Origin of the sequence: Paenibacillus sp. FSL H7-0350 (assembly GCF_038593195.1) — a bacterium.
GTDB lineage: Bacteria > Bacillota > Bacilli > Paenibacillales > Paenibacillaceae > Paenibacillus_AQ.
In genome coordinates, this window is sequence record NZ_CP151972.1 from 7386574 (window position 1) to 7406649 (window position 20076).

General features: G+C 52.8%; 14 protein-coding genes. 10 read left to right on the forward strand and 4 right to left on the reverse strand.

Annotated elements, in window-relative coordinates:
* Positions 1-376: 376 nt before the first annotated feature.
* From NYE24_RS33005 to NYE24_RS33020, 4 genes are all read right to left on the reverse strand, one after another.
* Entirely contained in the window at positions 377-2173 is a 1797-nt protein-coding gene (locus tag NYE24_RS33005; RefSeq protein WP_342477665.1) for a hypothetical protein, read from the reverse strand.
* Positions 2174-2219: 46 nt separating this feature from the next.
* Positions 2220-3185, reverse strand: a complete 966-nt coding sequence (locus NYE24_RS33010) for a carbohydrate ABC transporter permease (RefSeq protein ID WP_200869192.1) — start codon at positions 3183-3185, stop codon at positions 2220-2222.
* Positions 3182-4081 carry an ABC transporter permease subunit gene (locus NYE24_RS33015; RefSeq protein ID WP_342477666.1) on the reverse strand — a complete coding sequence of 300 codons (900 nt, stop codon included), beginning with the start codon at positions 4079-4081 and terminating at the stop codon, positions 3182-3184. Before NYE24_RS33015 ends, NYE24_RS33010 begins: the two co-directional genes overlap by 4 nt.
* A gap of 693 nt (positions 4082-4774) precedes the next feature.
* Complete coding sequence (locus NYE24_RS33020) at positions 4775-5542, reverse strand: helix-turn-helix domain-containing protein (protein WP_036693414.1); 768 nt, start codon at positions 5540-5542, stop codon at positions 4775-4777.
* 256 nt (positions 5543-5798) lie between these two features.
* On the opposite strand from NYE24_RS33020, the gene NYE24_RS33025 reads away from it, so the two are divergent.
* The 10 genes from NYE24_RS33025 to NYE24_RS33070 all read left to right on the forward strand — a co-directional run bounded on the left by NYE24_RS33025 (position 5799) and on the right by NYE24_RS33070 (position 19896).
* Entirely contained in the window at positions 5799-7190 is a 1392-nt protein-coding gene (locus NYE24_RS33025) for an extracellular solute-binding protein (RefSeq protein WP_076157345.1), read from the forward strand.
* Positions 7191-7310: 120 nt separating this feature from the next.
* Complete coding sequence (locus tag NYE24_RS33030) at positions 7311-10205, forward strand: extracellular solute-binding protein (RefSeq protein ID WP_036693408.1); 2895 nt, start codon at positions 7311-7313, stop codon at positions 10203-10205.
* Between the two features lie 18 nt (positions 10206-10223).
* The gene (locus NYE24_RS33035; RefSeq protein WP_076157342.1) at positions 10224-11189 is read left to right on the forward strand and encodes a sugar ABC transporter permease; all 966 of its coding nucleotides are present in this window, start codon (positions 10224-10226) and stop codon (positions 11187-11189) included.
* Positions 11186-12067 (forward strand): carbohydrate ABC transporter permease, encoded by an 882-nt coding sequence (locus tag NYE24_RS33040; protein WP_036693406.1) that lies wholly within the window; start codon positions 11186-11188, stop codon positions 12065-12067. Before NYE24_RS33035 ends, NYE24_RS33040 begins: the two co-directional genes overlap by 4 nt.
* Positions 12068-12085: 18 nt before the next feature.
* On the forward strand, positions 12086-13546 hold the full coding sequence (locus NYE24_RS33045; RefSeq protein ID WP_342477667.1) for a hypothetical protein: 1461 nt from the start codon (positions 12086-12088) through the stop codon (positions 13544-13546).
* Positions 13543-14169 carry a YIP1 family protein gene (locus tag NYE24_RS33050; protein ID WP_076157337.1) on the forward strand — a complete coding sequence of 209 codons (627 nt, stop codon included), beginning with the start codon at positions 13543-13545 and terminating at the stop codon, positions 14167-14169. Before NYE24_RS33045 ends, NYE24_RS33050 begins: the two co-directional genes overlap by 4 nt.
* 14 nt (positions 14170-14183) lie before the next feature.
* Positions 14184-16748 carry a DUF5696 domain-containing protein gene (locus tag NYE24_RS33055; RefSeq protein WP_342477668.1) on the forward strand — a complete coding sequence of 855 codons (2565 nt, stop codon included), beginning with the start codon at positions 14184-14186 and terminating at the stop codon, positions 16746-16748.
* A complete protein-coding gene (locus NYE24_RS33060; protein ID WP_036693394.1) occupies positions 16745-17650 on the forward strand; it encodes a sugar ABC transporter permease in 906 nt (301 codons plus the stop codon). Before NYE24_RS33055 ends, NYE24_RS33060 begins: the two co-directional genes overlap by 4 nt.
* Before the next feature lie 16 nt (positions 17651-17666).
* Positions 17667-18617 carry a carbohydrate ABC transporter permease gene (locus NYE24_RS33065; protein ID WP_036693392.1) on the forward strand — a complete coding sequence of 317 codons (951 nt, stop codon included), beginning with the start codon at positions 17667-17669 and terminating at the stop codon, positions 18615-18617.
* 19 nt (positions 18618-18636) lie between these two features.
* A complete protein-coding gene (locus NYE24_RS33070) occupies positions 18637-19896 on the forward strand; it encodes an endo-1,4-beta-xylanase (RefSeq protein WP_342477669.1) in 1260 nt (419 codons plus the stop codon).
* Positions 19897-20076: the final 180 nt, after the last annotated feature.

A 20076-nucleotide genomic window follows, 5' to 3' on the forward strand; every position in this document is an offset into this window, starting at 1 on the left:
CGGATGAGTCTACGGCAGAAGAAATCGCGCGGGAGTAGATGGATTTTATACACTTGCTGATGAACCAATCTCCCTCACGGGAACAGGAGTTGGATAAACGGCACTTAATTCATCGCAATTCACCTGAAGTGGGTGAAATCTCAAAATTAGTTGTGCTTTTTCCACTTGTTGCCGGGTAATCCTTAGAAAGCGGGAAATTAAGATACGTTTATCCAGTTGTTTGCCCGAGAGGTACTTGAACGGCTGGAGATGTTGGTTAGTTGGCCGGAATTGAGAGACGGAAGTTGCCAAAAAAGGCAGTCCCAAGCCATTATATAATGGCTCTGGGGCTGCCTCTTCTTTTACTTTTACAGCTTACGCAGTAACGCTCATTTGCTTATTTATTGGCAACAGCATCAGCACGCATTTTAACGATTTTGTCTGCTCTTTCCTTGTCTACGGCGAAGACATCGTTCCAGCCGAGTCCTTCGACATCGCTCTTCAGCTTGGTCCAGAGCTGGTCGAATTCGGCCTGGTCCTTGGCGAAGATCATTTTCCAGGAGGTGTTCTTGACATAATCGGAAATCTGGCTGCGTTTGTTCTTGACGTCAGAGGAATCGGAGCCAAGACTGGTGTTGATATTCGGCACGATGTCGATCATGTTATTCTTCGTATAGTACTCGGTCGGAGTAGTAGCATCATAGGTTTTCTGCCAGTCTGTAGTCAGCGCAGTCTTGTTGGCTTCAATGGTGGAAGCCCAGTAGGTGCTGTTATAGAACTCTTTGGTTTCCGGGTCGGTCACGAAATCACTCATAATCATCGAGTTGACTTTACTCTGGCCATCCTGGTAACCGCCGCCGCCGTATTCAGCAGGGACCGGGGTGTTTTCCTGGAATGCAGTCTGACCAACTTCGGTCAGCTTGAATTTGCCGTCTGCTGTCTTTTCATAGTTGAAGCCCTCAAAGCCGTTCGTGTAGTAACGCAGGCCTTCCGGTGAGGACATCCAGTCCATCAGTTCCATGATTCTTTCCGGCTCTTTCGCTTTGGAGCCGATGGCGAACACTCTGCCGTTCCCGAAGTAAGCATCACTGTTCTGGATCAGATGGGTATCGCCGATCGGAACGGCTACGTTGCCGTCACCCTGGTTGCCGCGTTCAATCGTGTTGTAGAAGCCTCTCTGCCAGGAGTACCACAGGAGCAGCACCTGCTTGTTGGTCAGCTTCTCAGATACCTTGTTCCAGTCCTGGGAAGGGGAATCCGGGTCGACGAGACCCATTTTGTTAGCGTCATAATAGAACTGCAGAATCTTCTTGTACATACTGTTGTCGTCCACGATCGGAACGATATCGCCTTTGGCATTCAATTGAATAGTTGTCGTGCCGTTCGGCTGCTCATAGCCATACCAGTTACTCAGCCACCGGACATTCTCCATGCTTCCGCCGTCCCAGTCCTTCCACAGCGTAATCGGAACAATCGGCTTGCCGTCCGGAGTCTTCGGATATTTAGCCTGCATGTCCTTCAGGGCCGTCATCAGGTCGTTCAGATTATTGAGCTTTGGAGCGCCGATTCCTTTGTAATAATCCCAAGGCATAATCGGGCTGGAGTAAGGCAGCTCTTCCGAAAAGGTCGTTGGCGAAGTATCGGCGGTGAAGGCCGGGAGAGCATAGATTTTACCGTCCGGATTCTGCTTCTCGAAGGCCACATTGAACGGCTTGAAGTGATTGTCTACATATTGGGACAGATGCTCCGTGTTCTTAATCATGTCGGTTAGATCCATAATCATGCCTGCCGGAATCAGTTCCTCGAGCTGGCTGTTCTCAATAATCAGGAGGTCACCGAGGTCACCGGATGCCGAGCGGGTCTTGTACAGCTGGTCGCCCGCTACCTGCGGAGCCAGAATGTTCAGCGTGATATTGAATTTGTCCTTAAGCAGCTTGCCATACCATCCCGTCTGCTCGCCTTGATAGTTAGCTGCGTTGTCGAATACCGTAATGGTTAGAGGTTTGCTGTGATCGATGCCATTGCTAGTGCCCGGATCGGATGACTCAGTAGGTGTTCCGGGTTCGGCCGTCCCCGCAGCAGCTCCTCCATTGTTGGAATTACCGCTGCAACCACTTAGCGCCGTTGTTACCAGTAGAATGGTCGTCCCTAGTAACAGCGCGGACTTTCTGCCCAGCTTATGATGTGTTTTCATGTGTAGCCCCCCGAATGTTTAATGTATCATAAATGGCGCTGGCGGATTAGCCTTTGACCGCACCAATTATAATTCCTTTTACAAAAAATCTCTGGAAGATCGGATATACCAGCAGAATAGGTGCGACTACGATAATGGTTACGGTCATGCGGATGGAGGTAGAGGTCTGCTTGGTCGCCAGAGTTGCCATGGCCGTTGATCCGGCATTCTGCAGATTGACCATGGTCGACAAGGAGCTTGCCTGGTTGATGTAGTTATACAGAATGAACTGTAAGCTGTAGAGCTTACTGTCCGTCACCAGCAGGAGCGTATCCTGGAAGGAGTTCCACTGGTTAACCGCCGAGAAAATGGCAACGGTTGCAAGGATCGGCTTGCTGATTGGCAGAATGATTTTGTAGAAAATCGTGAAGATTCCTGCGCCGTCAATGCTGGCCGCCTGCTGAAGCTCCTTCGGTGTTGCCTCGACGAAGGTTTTGACCAGGATAATGAAGAAGGGTGCTACTACGGACGGAAGAATATAAGCCAGGAAGTTGTCCGTCAGATGCAGCGATCTCATGGTCAGATACCAAGGGATGATCCCGGCGTTGAAGAACATCGTGATGATGGTGAAGCGGTACCAGAATTTCTTGCCCCACATGTCCTCCTGGGCGAACATAAATCCGAGGAAGGCCGAGGCGCCGACGGTCAGCAGCGTACCAATTACTGTTCTGCCGAGAGAGATCATAAAGGCATTGCCCAGACCGGGGATTTTGAACACATCGATATAATTCTGGAAATGAATCCCCTTAGGCCAGAAAATAATTTCGCCCTTGGCGCTTAGGTCGTTCGCGCTGATCGTATTGATAATGATCGAGTAGAACGGATAAACGCAGATGAATGCGAACAGTGAGAATAGGATGTAGATAATAGTGGAGATGATTTTATCGGCAGCACTGACCTGCATTTTGACCGTTTTTTTGGTGATGTCGATCTCCCGGGTGTTTGGCGTAAGACTGGTCTGGTTGTCACTCATACAATGCCCTCTCCTCTCAGCATTTTGGACAGCCCGTTCACCGAAAAGAGAAGCACCACGCTGATTACACTCTTCAGCATACTGATCGCAACGGAGACGGAATAGCTGCCGCCGCCCATGGCGAGGTTATACACATATAGATCAAGAACCTGAATAGTGTCCTTGTTAAACGCATTCTGGAACACGAAATACTGCTCCAATCCGTTATTCAGGAAGCTTGCAATCTGGAGCATCAGCAGGACGAAGTAGGTTGGCATCATGCTTGGCAATACGACGTGGCGGATAACCTGCATCCGGGTAGCCCCGTCTACATAAGCCGCTTCATATAACGATTCGTCGATGCCCATGATGGCCGCGATGTACAGAATGGCGGACCAGCCGAGTGACTTCCAGGTAGCCCAGGCCCACATCGTCCACCAGACATGCTCCGAACTCTGCAGGAACATGGTTGGAGAATCGGTCAGCCCAGTCATATGCAGGAAGCCGTTGACCATCCCCTCACTGGAGAACATGGAGAAGGCGAGGGAGTACACAAGCACCCAACTGATGAAGTTCGGCAGCGTGGTGACCGTCTGGATGAATTTGCGGAAACGGACTGCCTTGATCTCGGTCAGGAAGATGGCGAAGATCATCGGGAGCCAGGAGAAGAGGATGCCCAGTCCGCTGATGCCGAAGGTATTCCAGATGACCTGCATTAACTGGTCGATCTTGACCTGATTTTCTACTAAAGAATGGAACCATTTGAAGCCGACGAACTCAGATTGGGACAATGGGATAGGCGGGGTGTAATCAAAAAATGCATAGACCCATCCATAGAGCGGATAGTAGGCAAAGACAGCGAGTAAAAGCATAAAGGGAGAGATGTAAAGGAATTTCCGGAACGAATTGCTTCTCATGCTCTGGCTGCGCATTGTTTCACTCCTCATCATATTCTCTTTGTATGATTGCTTCCTGAAGCTAAGCCGGGGCAAGCAATCCCTGGCATCTTGTCTGTCTGTCATCCCCCTTCTTCAGTAAGCAACTCCAGTTTTGATAACGCTTTCATGTATGAAACTATAATAAGTTATCGTCTATCTTCCTACAATGACCGATCCTCACCAATTATTGATCTATTGTAAGATGAAGGAGACGCGGACGGAAAGGGCAATTGCATGGGAGAGGCAAGGGAGAAAAGCAGGAGACGCGGATGAAACGGGAGTTCATAGGAGTGGGAAGAAAGGTATATGGGAGGCTAGAGGGAAACGAAAGAGTGGTGAGGAGCATTATTGCACCAATTCATTAAATGTGGACGGATGAGCTAAATGAAGGGTATTAATACACCTGATTTCATCAAAAGCGGGCGGATCGGCCGAATGAAGGGTATTAATACACCTGAATTCATTAAATGTGGATGGATGAGCTAAATGAAGGGTATTAATACACCTGATTTCATCAAATGTGGGCAGATGAGCCGAATGAGGGGTATTAGTACACTTATTTTCAATAATGGACGGGGAGCAGCGCTTCTATGGTCTGGCAGGCAGCGGCCGTACTTACTCAGAGCCTTGTTCCAGATTTCGTACTCGCCGCTCCCTCCATTCTCTTCCGCCTCAGGCGGTGATGAAGCATTGCTTGCGGTATTCATTGGCGCTGGTTCCCGTGTATTCTCTGAATTTTTTGTAGAACCAGTCGATTTCTGAATACCCCACAGCGTCTGCAATCTCATAGATCTTCATGTCGGTCGTTTCCAGCAGCAGCTTGGCCTTCTCCATCCGCTGGCGCAGGAGGTATTCGTTGAAGGACATATTTTCCTGCTGCTTGAACTTCTGTCCGAGATAGGCGCAATTGAAGTTCAAGGAGTCGGAAATCTGCTTGAGCGTAATATTACGATGGAGCTGCTCATCCACGTATTGCTTGATCGTACTGACAATTGGAGACGGGGAGGGCTGCTCTTTTTGAAGGGTGAACTCCGGATAATCCTGCTCCGCAGCAGCCGGTCTGCCGGCCGGAGCCAGCGCCCGTCTAACCGCCTCCAGGCTCCTGCCCAGCTCAGCGGGGTCTACTGGATCAGTCAAGTAATCGCTTACATTATAGAGTAAGGCTTGGCGTGCCAACCCGAAATCCCCGCTGCCCCCGAGCAGGATAATCGGAACGGAGCTACCCTGCCTGATCTGCTCACAGACTCTCATGCCCGGCGTATGGGCGTCCCTAATATTCAGAAGAACCAGTGAAATTCCCTCGCTGCGGATCAGCCGCAGAATATCGGATGAATAATCAGCATGCGCATGAATGATGAAATTCTTAAGTCTGCTCCCTGCCATATAAGAAGCGATCTCCCGCACCTGACGGTTTCGCTCTACACATAAGATTCTGTACAACCTGATGACCCCGCTTTCAGAGAGAAGTTAAGCTTCCTTCATTCATTATGTGCAACAGAGCCGGGCGCTACAATGTGCAATTCTTGCACCAGGCTCCATTTGTTTACCTGATCGAAATCCGGTTGCCCGGTGGATAAGGACTTGCGGACCCGACCTATAATTTGACAGGTGAACACCTGAAGTTAGACGGGTTGCTGCCTGAAAATGTAAGCGCTAAACTTTCGAGGTAAGTCATTCATACTTGGGGGGACAGATCATGCGGGCAAAAAAAGTAATGTCAGTATTCATTAGTATGTTGTTATTAGCTGCAACGACGGCTTGCGGCGGAGGAGCAGGGAACGGCGGGAACGCCGGAGGGGGAGCATCAGCCCAGCCGGCGGCAGCTACGGAGGCTCCGGCAGCTGAGGCCACTGCGGACGCTACACCAACTGCGGAGCCGAGCAATGCTACACCGGAAAAGGATTTCGATATGGGCGGCAGAACGATTAAGATTGTCTCTTGGTGGGATATGAAGATTCCCGAGGATAACCCGGATAATATTCAGCGTTCTAAGAATCTGAAGGCATTGATGGCCAAGCATAATTTCAAGGTTGAATATGTAGCGCTGGATTTCGGTGAATACCAGAAGAAGGTAGTGGCTTCACTGGTCGCCGGTGAACCGCTTGGTGATATTGTCAGAATGGGCAAGGGCTATATGATTCCGGTGCTGACGAAGCAGGATATGTTCTGGCCGGTTGACGAGTATACCAAGAATGAGAATGCCTTCAATCAGCGGATGACTACAGAATTCTCGCAATATGAAGGCCGGGGCTATGGCTTCTCGGAGAATGCGGGCAACCTGATCAGCGGGGTATTCTATAACCGCACACTGATGAAGAAGCTGGGCATGAAGCCGCTCCAGGAATATGTGAACGAGGATAACTGGAACTGGGAGACCTTCACTCAAGTCGCCAAAGAAGCGAACAAGGATACAGATAACAACGGGAAACTTGATGTATGGGGCTTGGCCTCAGGCGGGTTCCTGGAAATGGCGATGGCCTCCAACGAGACCGATCTGACCATTGAGGACAAACAGAATCTGGATGATCCTAAGCTGCTGGAGGTCTTCAAGTTCATCGCTAAGCTGGGAGCTGAGAAGGTAGCGCGGCCGACCGAAGGCGGGGACTGGCAGGAACCGGCGCAGTTCTTCCGCCAGGGGAACACGCTGATGTATGCGGGAGCAGATTATGAGGCGAATGGCTTCAAGACGGATATGAAGGATTATGATATCGGCTTTGTTCCTTTTCCAAAAGGACCTAATGCTACCGAATACCATAGTGTGGAATCCAATGTCCAGTTCCTGACCATTCCGAAGAAGGCCGAGAATCCGGACCAGCTGATGTATATCTGGGAGAAGATCAACGATATCGAGTCCATCTACGATTATCCGAAGCAGGCTTCCCTGGAGAGCACGTATGACAACGAGGACGATATCAACAATGCCAAGCTGGTCGAAGGCGGTATGCTGCTTACGAACCATAACACCTTCTCGACCATGCCGTACTACGAGATGATTGACGAACTGAAGAAGGGAACCTCGGCATCTACTGTCATTCAGAAGTACAAGGCGAAGGTTCAGGCTTCTGTAGACGCGGTCTACAAAAAATAAACGGATACCCGCATGGAACAACAGTCCCCCGCGGACTGTTGTTCCCATTCTTGCGGCAATTATATGCTGGAACTTGAAATACACCAACTTATGATCCATCGCTTAAGGGGAGGAGTACGATTGAATATTCGAATCAGGAACATAGCAGTTATATTGGTTGTTGTCCTGCTGGCCGGGACGATCTGGATATTTAATTCCCCGGGGCAGCCTGTGCATTCCGACTCTCCTGCAGTAGGCAAGTTCACGGCAGCCGCACAGGAAGCCGAAGAAGGCAGCTATGAAGCCTATCTGAAGCAACACGGGGATGCCCCGCGCCCTGACCGGGAGATCCGCATCGAAGGGGAGAGCTATTCCCCAGGCAGCGGAGATGCCTTCGAGGTGAAGCAGCAATTCGAGGGGCTTGACGGAACAGCAGTCATTACCCCGGAATCGGGAACCATCTCCTGGGAGGTGCCGGTTCCGGAATCCGGGCTGTATAACATCCGGGTTCATTATTATCCGGTGGAAGGTAAAAGCTCGTCGATTGAGCGTTCCTTATCTATCAACCGGGAGGTACCGTTCAAGGGAGCGGATACCTTGCTCTTCGACCGGGTCTGGGGGAACCGTGAAGAGGTCATTAAGCAGGATGACCGCGGCAACGATTTGCGCCCCAGACAGGTGGAGCAGCCGGTGTGGCAGTCCACGGTCATAGCGGACAGTGAAGGCTTCTATGAGGAGCCCTATGCCTTCTACCTGGAGCAGGGGAACCAGACCCTGTCGCTGACCGCACTCCGTGAGCCGATGGCTATTGATTATATTGAGCTGTTCCAGGACCGGACAGTGCAGTCTTATGCAGAGGCTAAGCAGCAGTATGAGACTAAGGGCCTTCAGCCGGTAAAAGAGCCATATATCGAGGTCCAGGCCGAAGCGGCATCCGCTAAATCCTCGCCTACCCTATACCCGTTATCCGACCGCTCCAGCCCGGCAGTGGTTCCTTATGCAGTCTCAAATTTAAGGATCAACACTATCGGCGGGGTGAACTGGAAGCTTCCGGGGCAATGGATCGAATGGGAGATTGATGTCCCTGAAGAAGGTCTGTACCGGATAGCGCTCAAGGAGAAGCAGAATCAGCTCCGGGGCGTCTATGCCAACCGCAGCCTGACCATTGACGGTGAATATCCGTTCACCGAGATGAAGCAGATCCGCTTCAATTACTCTCCCGGCTGGCAGATGAATGTACTCGGCGGGGAAGATCCTTATCTGTTCCATCTTACAGAAGGGAAGCACAAGCTGAGGCTGACCGTGACCCTGGGCGATATCGCACCGCTGGTCCGCACCATCCAGTCCAGTGTCCTGACTTTGAATGAAATGTACCGCAATATTCTGGCGATTACCTCCAATAACCCGGATAAGTTCCGCGACTATCAGCTGGAGAAGCGGATACCGGACATGACCAAGGTATTCCGGGAGCAGGCGGAGATTATCCGCAGTGTCGGTGAATATCTGGAGCAGGCCACCGGAGAACGCAGCGACAAGGTATCAGTCCTGTACTCGATGGTCACCCAGCTGGAAGATATGGCTAAGCACCCGGACACGGTAGCCAAACGGCTGGTCTCCTTCAAGACGAATGTCGGCGGTCTGGGAACCTGGATTCTTAGCGTGCGGGAACAGCCGCTGACACTGGATTCGCTGGTGGTCTCGGCGCCGGATAAGCCGCTTCCGTCTGCGCAGGCGACCTTCTTCCAGAAGCTAAAGCATGAGCTGAGAGCCTATGGTGCCTCGTATACCGAAGACTACGACAGTATCGGTAATGTGACGAAGAACCAGAAGGCGATTACGGTCTGGATTTCGACTGGCCGGGATCAGGCTCAAGTGATGAAGAGCATGATTGACGATACCTTCACACCGGATACGGGCATCTCCGTGGCGCTGCGGCTGGTACCTCCGAACATTCTGCTGCCGGCAACCCTGGCGGGAGAAGGGCCGGATGTAGCCATGCAGATCGGTGAGGACCTTCCAGTGAACTATGCGATGCGCAAAGCATCGGCCGATCTGTCCCAGTTCGCCGATTTCAAAGAAGTGGCTGACCGGTTCCGGGACAGTGCGCTCACCCCGTATAAGTACAGCGGAAGCGTCTACGGGCTGCCTGAGCAGCAGATCTTCCCGATGCTCTTTTACCGGAAGGATATTCTGCAGGAGCTTGGCCTGGAGCCGCCTACTACGTGGGAGGAAGTCTACAATGTGGTCTCTGTTCTGCAGAGACATAATCTGGAGTTCTATCTTCCGCTGGAGGATACACTGAACAACGCGACGCTGGTGCCCAATGCGGCCTTCACCATGCTGCTCTATCAGAACGGCGGGCAGTTGTATACGGATGATCAGAAGCGAAGCGCGCTGAACTCGGAGACCTCCATGAGTGAATTTAACAAGTGGACCCAGTTCTATACCAATTACAAGTTCCCGGTGAAGGTGGACTTTCCGAACCGCTTCCGTACAGGCGAGATCCCGATCGGGATTGCCGATTATACCATCTATAACAGCCTGACGGTAATGGCGCCGGAAATCCGCAATTTGTGGGAATTCACGGTGGTGCCGGGAACGAAGCAGGCGGACGGCACGGTGGACCATAGCGTAGCCAGCCATACAACCGGTGTCATGCTGCTGGAGAATGCCAAGGACAAGGATTCGTCCTGGGAATTCATGAAGTGGTGGACAGACAAGGACACCCAGGTCCAGTACGGCCGGGAAATGGAAGGGCTTATGGGAGCAGCGGCACGTTATCCGACCGCGAACATTGAAGCGCTGGAGGAACTGCCGTGGCCGGTGAAGGATTACAAGGAGCTGGAGAGCCAGTGGCAATGGGTGAAAGGTAACCCTCAGGTTCCGGGCGGCTACTTCACAGGCCGGCATCTGGATAATGCGTTCCGCAAGGTGGTCAACGGGAAGGTGAATCCGCGTGAAGCCCTGTCGGATTATCTGATCTACATTAACGATGAAATTCAGATCAAACGGAAGGAATTCAAACTTCCGTATTAGGTTGGAGGCTGCAAGCTGATGGTACAAATACACAATACCACTGAACCAGCCTTGCAAGGGCTGGCTGGCGGTCCGATCAAGGAATCCCGCCTGGCGCAATTATGGAAAGATATCAAGAAGAGCAAGCATTATTATTTCATGATGAGTCCTTATATGATCATCTTCTTCCTGTTCACGGTGATCCCGGTGGTCGTCTCCTTCGGGCTGAGCTTCTTCTACTTCAACATGCTGGAGACGCCGAGATTCATAGGCTGGGAGAACTATTCCAGGCTGCTGTTGGGCGATGATGTGTTCATGATTGCGCTGAAGAACACCTTTCTGTTCGCTGTCATCACAGGCCCGTTAAGCTATATTGCCTGCTTCCTGTTCGCCTGGCTGATCAATGAGCTGTCGCCCTTTGTCCGGTCGCTGATGACGCTGGTCTTCTATGCGCCGTCGATCTCGGGCAATGTGTTCTTTATCTGGCTGATTGTCTTCTCAGGGGACAGCTATGGTTATCTCAACGGCTTCCTGATGAAGATCGGGGTGCTGCTGGAGCCGGTCATATGGCTGCAGAATGAGAAATACATTCTTCCCATCATCATTATTGTGCAGCTCTGGCTGAGTCTCGGCACAAGCTTCCTGGCGTTCATCGCCGGACTTCAGACCGTGGACCAGACGCTGTTCGAGGCGGGAGCGATGGACGGGATCAGGAACCGCTGGCAGGAGCTGTGGTTCATTACATTGCCGTCCATGCGTCCGCAGCTGATGTTCGGCGCGGTCATGCAGATTACCGCCTCCTTCGCGGTGGCCGAGGTCTCTATTGCGCTTGCGGGCTTCCCAAGTGTCAACTATGCGGGACATACGGTGGTAACGCATCTGATGGATTACGGGACACTGCGCTTTGAGATGGGCTATGCCTCGGCGATTGCCACCATTCTCTTCGCGATTATGCTCGGAACCAATATGATGACCCAGAAGCTGCTCAGAAAGGTGGGTGAATGACCCTGTATTCAAGAGTGATAGGGGCATTTCGCCCTCAAAAAAGACTGAACCGTTCCTTTGCTGTCAGCTTTATGCTCTTCGGCCTGCTGCTGGGCTTCGGCGCGTTCATGGTTCTTCCGCTGATCTATACGGTGAACAATGCCTTCAAGCCGCTGGATGAGCTGTTCATCTTCCCGCCGAGATTCCTGGTGCGGAACCCGACGCTGGAGAACTTCACCGATCTGATGGTGATCATGGGCAATTCCTGGGTGCCGTTCACCAGATACATTGCGAACACACTGCTGATCACACTGGTAGGAACCGCAGGTCATATCCTGCTGGCGTCGGCAGCGGCGTATCCGCTGGCCAAGTTCAAATTCCCGGGCTCAAGCATTCTGTTCAAAATTGTAGTGCTGTCCCTGATGTTCTCGCCGCATGTTACGGCAATACCGAACTATCTGGTCATGTCACAGCTGGGGTGGATCAACACCCAAGCGGCGATTATCGTGCCGTCACTGGCCTTTTCACTAGGTTTGTTCCTGATGAAGCAGTTCATGGAGCAGATCCCGGATGCGCTGATTGAGGCGGCCAAAATCGACGGTGCGAACGAGTACCGCGTGTTCTGGCAAATCGTAATGCCGAATGTAAAGCCGGCCTGGCTGACGCTGATGATTCTGCAATTTCCGGCGCTGTGGGGCACAGATGGAGGAAGCTTCATCTACAGTGAGAACCTGAAGACGCTTCACTACGCACTTAGCCAGGTCATCCAGGGCGGGATTGCGCGTGCCGGAGTCGGAGCGGCAGTTGCGCTGCTGCTGATGACCGTGCCGATTCTGTTGTTCATTATTTCACAGAGCAGTGTCATCCAGACGATGGCTACATCCGGTATGAAAGAGTAGATAGGAGGAACGGTGACAATGGTCGCAAGGATAAAGAAACTGAGAACCGGCCTGCTGGCCTTGTGCTGCCTGGTCAGTCTGGGGCTTGGCGGAGAGCTGGCCCTGGCAGAGAGCGCAGCCCCTTCCTACAATTATTCATACTGGGGGAATGCGGTGGCGGCTCCGTCCGCCTACGAGGCTACTACGCTCATCACGGGTGCCAGCTCCGGTGCGGGCCCATTCAATAATCCGCAGGATATTCAGGTTACGGCGGACCAGCAGATCTATGTTCTGGATAGCGGCAATAACCGGTTTGTCATACTGGATCAGGACTATAAATCCGTCAAGACGGTAGATGCATTCCAGTTCAAGGGGAAGGCGGAGAAGTTCAACAATCCGCAGGGCATCTATGTGACGCAGCAGAAGGAAGTATATGTCGCGGATACGGGCAATAAGCGTATCGTCCATCTCGACAGCAGCTTCAAGACTGTGGGGATCATTGAAGCCCCGAAGTCCGAGTTATTGCAGGCGAACTTTGAATTTCAGCCAGTCCGTGTTGCTGTAGACAAGGCGGACCGTATCTATGTGATGTCGGCCGGCGTCTTCGACGGATTCATGGAATTCGGGGCGGATGGTGTGTTCAAATCGTTCATTGGCGCGAACCGGGTGCATGTCGATGCGGTGGAGTATTTCTGGAAATCAATCTCCACCAAGGCGCAGCGCGAGCAGATGGTCATGTATACACCAACCGAGTTCACGAATCTGGACATTAATGACGAAGGCTTTCTGTACGCTACCAACGGTGACGACTACGGGGACCCGATTAAGAAGCTGAACGCACAGGGTGCGGATATTCTGCGGAGAGAGGGTTATTACAAGCCCAGCGGCGATCTGCTCTACTCCACGCGCTCAGGCGGTGCCCCGCGGCTCGTGGATATTGATGTGAGCGACAGTGAAATATACGCGGTGCTGGATGCCAGCCGGGGCCGGGTGTTCACGTACAACGGGGACGGCTATCTGCTGTACATTTTTGGCGGAATCGGTAACCGTCTGGGCGAATTCAACACTCCGGTTGCCATTGAGCACAGCGGTGACGATATTCTGGTGCTGGACCAGGTGCTGGGTGAAATCACGGTATTCCAGACCACAGAGTACGGAAGAACGCTGAACAGTGCTGTGCGCAGCTACTATAACGGTGATGAGGCGATGGCCTCCCGGGAGTTCAGTAAGGTCGTCAACTTGAATGCGAATATGGAGTATGCCTATGCGGGTATAGGCAAGGCGTATCTGCGGCAAGGCGAGTATAAGGAGTCGGCGGAGTATTTCGAGCGCAGTATGGACCGGACCAACTATTCCAAAGCGTTCCTGCTCTACCGTAAGGAAGTGCTTCGCGGACATTTCTCCACCATTATGACGGCTCTGATCGCACTTGTAGTCCTATGGCAGGGCCTGAGAATGTACCGGAAAATGAAGGCCAGAAAGAAGGTGGAGCTCCATTGAACAGAGAAGCGCTGCAACATCCGCTGTATGTGATGGTTCATCCGTTCAACGGATACTGGGACCTCAAATATGAACGCAGTCAAAAAACCAGTCTGATCATCTCCTTCGGCATTCTGTTTATGCTGATTCTGACGAATGTGCTGGGCGATCAATACAGCGGGTTCCTGGTAAACATGAATAATCCGCGGTATCTGAACAGCCTGCTGGAAGCGGTCTATGTGCTGGTTCCTGTTCTGTTCTGGTGTGTGGCGAACTGGTCGCTGACCACGCTGATGGACGGGGAAGGGAAGTTCGTGGAGATTTTTATTACCACCTGCTTCGCACTGCTTCCGATCGTGCTGATTAATTTCCCCTGGATCTGGATCAGCAATTTAATCTCAGCCCAGGAGAGCTCTTTTTATTACTTTTTCAAAAACTTTGCTTTTCTCTGGTCGGGACTGCTGATGTATGTGGGCATTATGACCGTTCATCAGTTCTCCCCGTCCAAAACGATCGGGACGATTCTGCTGACGCTGCTCGCTATGGCCTTCATGGCTTTCCTGACCCTGCTGTTCTTCAGTCTGGTTCAGCAGATGATTGCATTCGTCTCGACCATATACCAAGAAATTGTCTTGAGGAGATAGGAGGAGGACCGGGAATGAGGAAGCCGTTAATCATGCTGCTCTCGATTCTCTTCAGTATGAGTGTGCTGGCCGGCTGTTCGGCGTCAAGTTCAGGCAGCCAGGCCAGCGGGCATGAACCGAATCTTGAAGTGTCCTTTACGGAAGGGAGCGCGCTGAAATCTGCCTTTACCGATACTGGGGTGAGCGGGATGACAGGTGTGCTCGAGAACGCGCAGCTCCGGCTGTTCATGGACGAAGCTACCGGAGGGATCGCCGTCAAGAATCTGTCGGACGGGACGGTCTGGTACAGCAACCCGCTGGACCGTGAGGCGGATGCCAAGGCCAGCGGGGATAATAAAGACCTGCTGTCCGCGCAGCTCAAGCTGGATTTCTATAACAACCTGGGTCAGGTAAGCTCTGTCAACTCATATACGGACAGCGTGGCCCATAAGCAAATGAAGATGGAACTGACGCCGGAGGGCGTCAAGGTCTTTTACCAGTTCGGAACGACCGCTGCAACAGCGGAGGACCTGCCGATGAAGATGGGTAAGGAGCGGTTCGAGGAGAAGATCATGAGCAAGATGGATAAGACCGGGCAGCGGACGATGAAAATTGCCTATACCTTCGATGAGGAGAACGGGGTATATACGCGAAACGATGAAGCGCTGAAGGGGCTTCAGCTGGAGCGGACGCTGAAGGGCTTCGAGAAGGCGGGATATACCGAGGAGGATCTGCAGCAGGATATCGCCGAGAACAACCTCAGCCAGTCTAAGCCAGAGCCGCGTATTTTCCAGCTCGCCATTGAATATGCCCTGGACGGGGACCAGCTGGTCGTCAAGGTTCCGGTAGCGGATATCCGTTATCCTGCGGATTATCCTGTGAATGACATCTCCCTGCTGAGCTTCCTGGGTGCCGGAGGGAGCATGGATTCCGGGTCCATCCTGGTGCCGGACGGCTCAGGAGCGCTGATTCATTTCAATAACGGCAAGATCCGTTATCCCGCATACAAGCAGGCGGTGTATGGCGTGGACGGGACGATGGAGACCACGGATGCCTATGCGCAGCAGCAGGAGATCAAGCTGCCGGTGTTCGGCCTGATCCGGGAGGAAGGCGCCATGCTGGGCATTATTGAACAAGGTGCTTCTCTGGCCACCATCAATGCGGATACCAGCGGCAGATTGAATGGATACAATTACGTGTATCCGAGCTTTACCCTGATTGCCAAGGGGGATCTTACCCTGACGTCAAGCGACCAGAACCGCACCCTGCCGAAATTCCAGCAGGAGCCGCCTAAGACAGATTACGTCGTCCGTTATGCATTCCTGAGCGGAGAGGAAGCTTCCTATCCGGGCATGGCGCGTTATTACCAGAGCTATCTGGCTGAGCATGGTGGACTGCCTGAGGCGCAGCCGGCAGCTTCTGCAGAAGCTTCTGTGAATACGCCGTTCTATTTGGAATTGGTGGGCGGAATCACGAAGACCAAGCATGTCCTGGGCATTCCTTATCAATCGCTGGAGGCACTGACCACCTTCGAGCAAGCCGAGAGCATTCTGGAGCAGATGAAGCAGCGCGGCATTGATAATATCAAGCTGAAATATGCCGGCTGGTTCAACCGGGGCCTGGATCACAAGGTGCCGGACCGGCTGTCGGTGGATAAGGCTATCGGCGGCAGCAAGGGGCTGAACCGGCTGGCAGCATACGCCAAGGAGCAAGATATTGAGCTCTTCCCTGACGTGGCTCTGCTGCGGGCGAATCAGACCTCAGGCTTCCGGATTAACCAGAAGGCTTCACGGATGCTCAGTGAGATTCCGGCAGCCGTCTATCCGTACAATATGGCCTTGAACCGGCGGGACCGTTCCTTCACCCCTGCTTATATTATTTCCCCAAGCAGGGTCGGCGGATATGTTGATGCCACGCTGAAGGAGATTGCGCCGTTTCAGACCGGCGGCATCTCCCTGAGGGATATGGCCGATCAATTGAACAGCGATTTCCGTAAAAATCAAGAAATTGACCGGTCTGCGTCCGAGCAGATATCGGTCCAGTCGCTGGAGAAGATCACCGGAGCGTCCATGCGCATTCTCGCGGACGGCGGGAATGCCTACGCCCTTCCGTATCTCTCTGACATTACGGATGCTCCGGTGTCCAGCAGCCGGTTCAAGCTGGAGGATGAGGAGATTCCGTTCTATCCGATGGTGGTGCGGGGATATGTGAATTACACCGGCAAGCCGTTTAACCTGTCCACGTACACGAATCCAAGGCAATATATCCTGAAGAGCCTGGAGTATGGCTCCGGCCTCTATTATGAATGGATGCATGCGCCTAATTACAAGGTGAAGGATACCGACTTCGATAACCTGTATGCGGTCCATTATGAGCAGTGGATCGACCAGGCGGCTGAGATGTACACCGAAGTGAACGGAGTGATGAAGAACGTTCAGAATCAACGGCTGACCGGTCATGAGAAGCTGGCAGACGGTGTCTATAAAAGCACTTACGGTAACGGGATGTCTGTCATCGTCAACTACAATAAGACCGCAGTCCTTGCAGAGGGCCGGACGGTTGAGGCCGAAAGCTATATTACGGGTGGTGAGCAATCTTGAAATCCATACTTAGACTGGACCGCAGATCCTACAATGAGCAAAAGGCATTAATGGGCTTCTTTTATGTGCTGCCCTGGCTGCTGGGGTTCATCTTCTTCTTCCTGATTCCGTTGTTGTCTTCGCTGCGCTACAGCTTAAGCTCGGTGCAGGCCAACTCCGACGGACTGATTGTTCATTTCAGCGGCTTCCAGAATTATGTTGAAGCGCTGACGGTGAATACCGAATTCAACCGCTCGCTGGCCGATGCCATTATGAATATGGTCATCAATGTGCCGCTGATCGTTATCTTCAGCTTGTTTCTGGCGGTGCTGCTGAATCAGAAATTCATCGGCCGATCGCTGGCCCGCTCGATCTTCTTCCTGCCTGTCATTCTGGCCTCCGGGGTCATTCTGAGCCTGGAGAGCACCAGCCTGATTCAAGCGGTCAACGATCAGAATGCCGGTGCGGGGGCGATTCAGGGACTGGGCACCTTCGAGCTGGAGGGGCTGATGCTGGACGCGGGCTTAAGCGAATGGGTAGTGAACTATCTGACCAGCGCTGTGGGCCGCATCTACAGTATTGTGAGCCAGTCCGGCGTACAGATTCTGATTTTCCTGGCCGGCATCCAGACCATCTCGCCGCAGCTGTATGAGGCGTCCAAGATGGAAGGGGCAACCGGCTATGAGGCCTTCTGGAAAATCACTTTTCCGATGGTCAGCCCGCTCATTCTGGTGAATTCCATCTATACAATTATCGATTCCTTCTCGAATAACGCCATGACGGACCTGATCCGGGAGACCGGCTTCACCCAGTTCAACTTCGGTCTAAGCTCTGCGATGGCCTGGCTGTACTTCGCCGCAGTGGCCTTAATTCTGGCCGTCAGCAGCTATCTGATCTCGAAGAAGGTCTTCTACTATGATTAAAGGGAGGATGGGACTAATGCATGCGACCCGCTTACTGTCGCTCGAACACTGGAAGAAATGGATATGGTCCTTCGTGCGGCTGACGCTCATTGCAGGCCTGTCGTTCGTAATCCTCTATCCGGTGCTCCAGAAGATATCCACGGCCTTCAAGGCCAAGAGCGATCTGTATTCGCCGATTGTCGTCTGGCTTCCTGAGAATTACACGCTTGACAATTTCGTCAAAGCGATTGGTATTATGGATTACTGGCAGGCCTTGCTGAATACCTTCAGCCTGTCAGCGCTGACTACGATCTTAACCGCCATCTCCTGCGCGCTTGCAGGGTATGGCTTCGCCCGGCTAAAGTTCAAGGGAAGCCAGCTATTGTTCGCCGGAGTCATATTGACTATTCTGGTCCCGCCGATCACAATTCTGATTCCGGTCTACCTGAATTTGAAGGATTTCAGCCTGATGGGGCTGATTCCGCTCTTAACCGGTGGCAAATCGGTGAATCTGCTCAACACCTACTGGCCGTTTATTCTAACCTCTGCTACGGCGAACTCGCTGAAGGCGGGGCTGTACATTTTCATCTTCCGGCAGTTCTTCCGGGGCATTCCCAAAGAGGTGGAGGAAGCGGCTTACATCGACGGGGCCGGGGTCGGCAAGACCTTCTACCGGATTATGCTGCCTAATGCGATACCGTCTATTGTTACGGTGCTGCTCTTCTCGTTTGTGTGGCAGTGGAACGACAGCTTCTTCACCACGACCTATCTGACATCCAGCAAGGTTATGGCGACACAGCTCGGCTCGCTGCCGTATAATCTGCAGATTCTGCTGGAGGACGGCGCCAATTCCAAGGCCGATCCGTTCTATCTCAGCATGGTTCAGGATACAGGGATTCTGCTGGCGATTCTGCCGCTGATCATTATCTACCTGTTCGTGCAGCGGTATTTCGTGGAGAGTATTGAACGTACAGGGATTGTGGGTTAACCGAAGAAGGAGGATGACAGTGCGCCAAAATAATAGAACAAGCACTCCGGCCAGACTGGCCCGGAGTATAGTCTTCGCAGCCGCGCTTCTATGGTTATCCGGTTGCTCCGCTTCTGGCGGGGACGCGGCTCCGGCTGCCCCCTCGACGGGGCCGCAGGAGAGCGCAGCGTCATCCCCGGCCGCTTCACCCGCAGGGACTCCGGCAGCATCTGCTACAGCTTCGCCTGAAGCTGCGGCGGATGCTCCGGTGCAGCAGGAGGCCGTGCCGCTGGCGGCAGCCTATGCGGATTACTTCCCCATAGGCGCTGCGGTGGAGCCGGACCAGACAGAAGGAGCGACGGCAGAGCTGCTGAAGCGCCATGTGAACTGGCTCGTGGCCGAGAATGCCATGAAGCCGGATGCGATTGCACCGGCTGAGGGCACCTTCACCTGGGAACGGGCGGACCGGATCGTCGCCTTCGCGAAGGCGAACGGCATGGGGCTGCGCTTCCACACCCTGGTGTGGCACAGCCAGACCCCGGAGTGGTTCTTCCGCGATGAAGCCGGTCAGGCGATGGCGGATGAGACCGATGCAGCAAGACGCGAAGCGAACAAGAAGCTGCTGCTGAAGCGACTCGATAGCTATATCACCGCTGTTGTCAGCCGTTACAAGGACGATATCTCCTCCTGGGATGTAGTGAATGAGGTGATTGAGCCTAACGACCCTGACGGTATGCGGGCCAGCGACTGGTACAAGATTACCGGCACCGGATTCATTGAGACCGCCTTCCGGGCAGCCCGCAAGGCTGGAGGACCGGAGCTTAAGCTGTACATTAATGATTACGGCACAGAGAGTCCGGAGAAGCGGGACCGGCTCTACGAGCTGGTGAAGGGTATGCTGGCGAAGGGAGTGCCGATTGACGGCGTTGGTCACCAGACCCATATTAATCTGGAGTATCCTTCGGTGGAGAGCATTATCGAGTCTATGGAGAAGTTCCATGCCCTGGGCCTGGATAATCAGATCACAGAGCTGGATATGAGCCTGTATGTCTATAATGATCTCAGCGATGTCGGCCCTGTAGTTCCCGAGGATATCCTGCAGCGGCAGGCCGCACGGTACGGCGAGATATTCGCTGCTCTAAGAGACCGGAAGGAGCTGTTAAGCGGGGTCATGTTCTGGGGCATTGCGGATGATCATACCTGGCTGAGCACCTTTCCAACCGAGCGGACCGAGGCGCCGATGCTGTTCGACCGGCAGCATCAGCCCAAACCGGCCTTCCAGGCGGTCACCGATTTCTAAAAATATAAGAATTAATATGTTGTACAAGATAACTTATCCTTCTATTTCCCGCTGAAACGGTACCGTCCTTAAAAAGGACGGCAAAGCCGTTTTCACTTGATTGGTAAAGAACGGGTAAGCCAAACAAGAATTGCACCTTACAATTCCTTTATTTTTGCCGGGATAATATAATATTCTGGT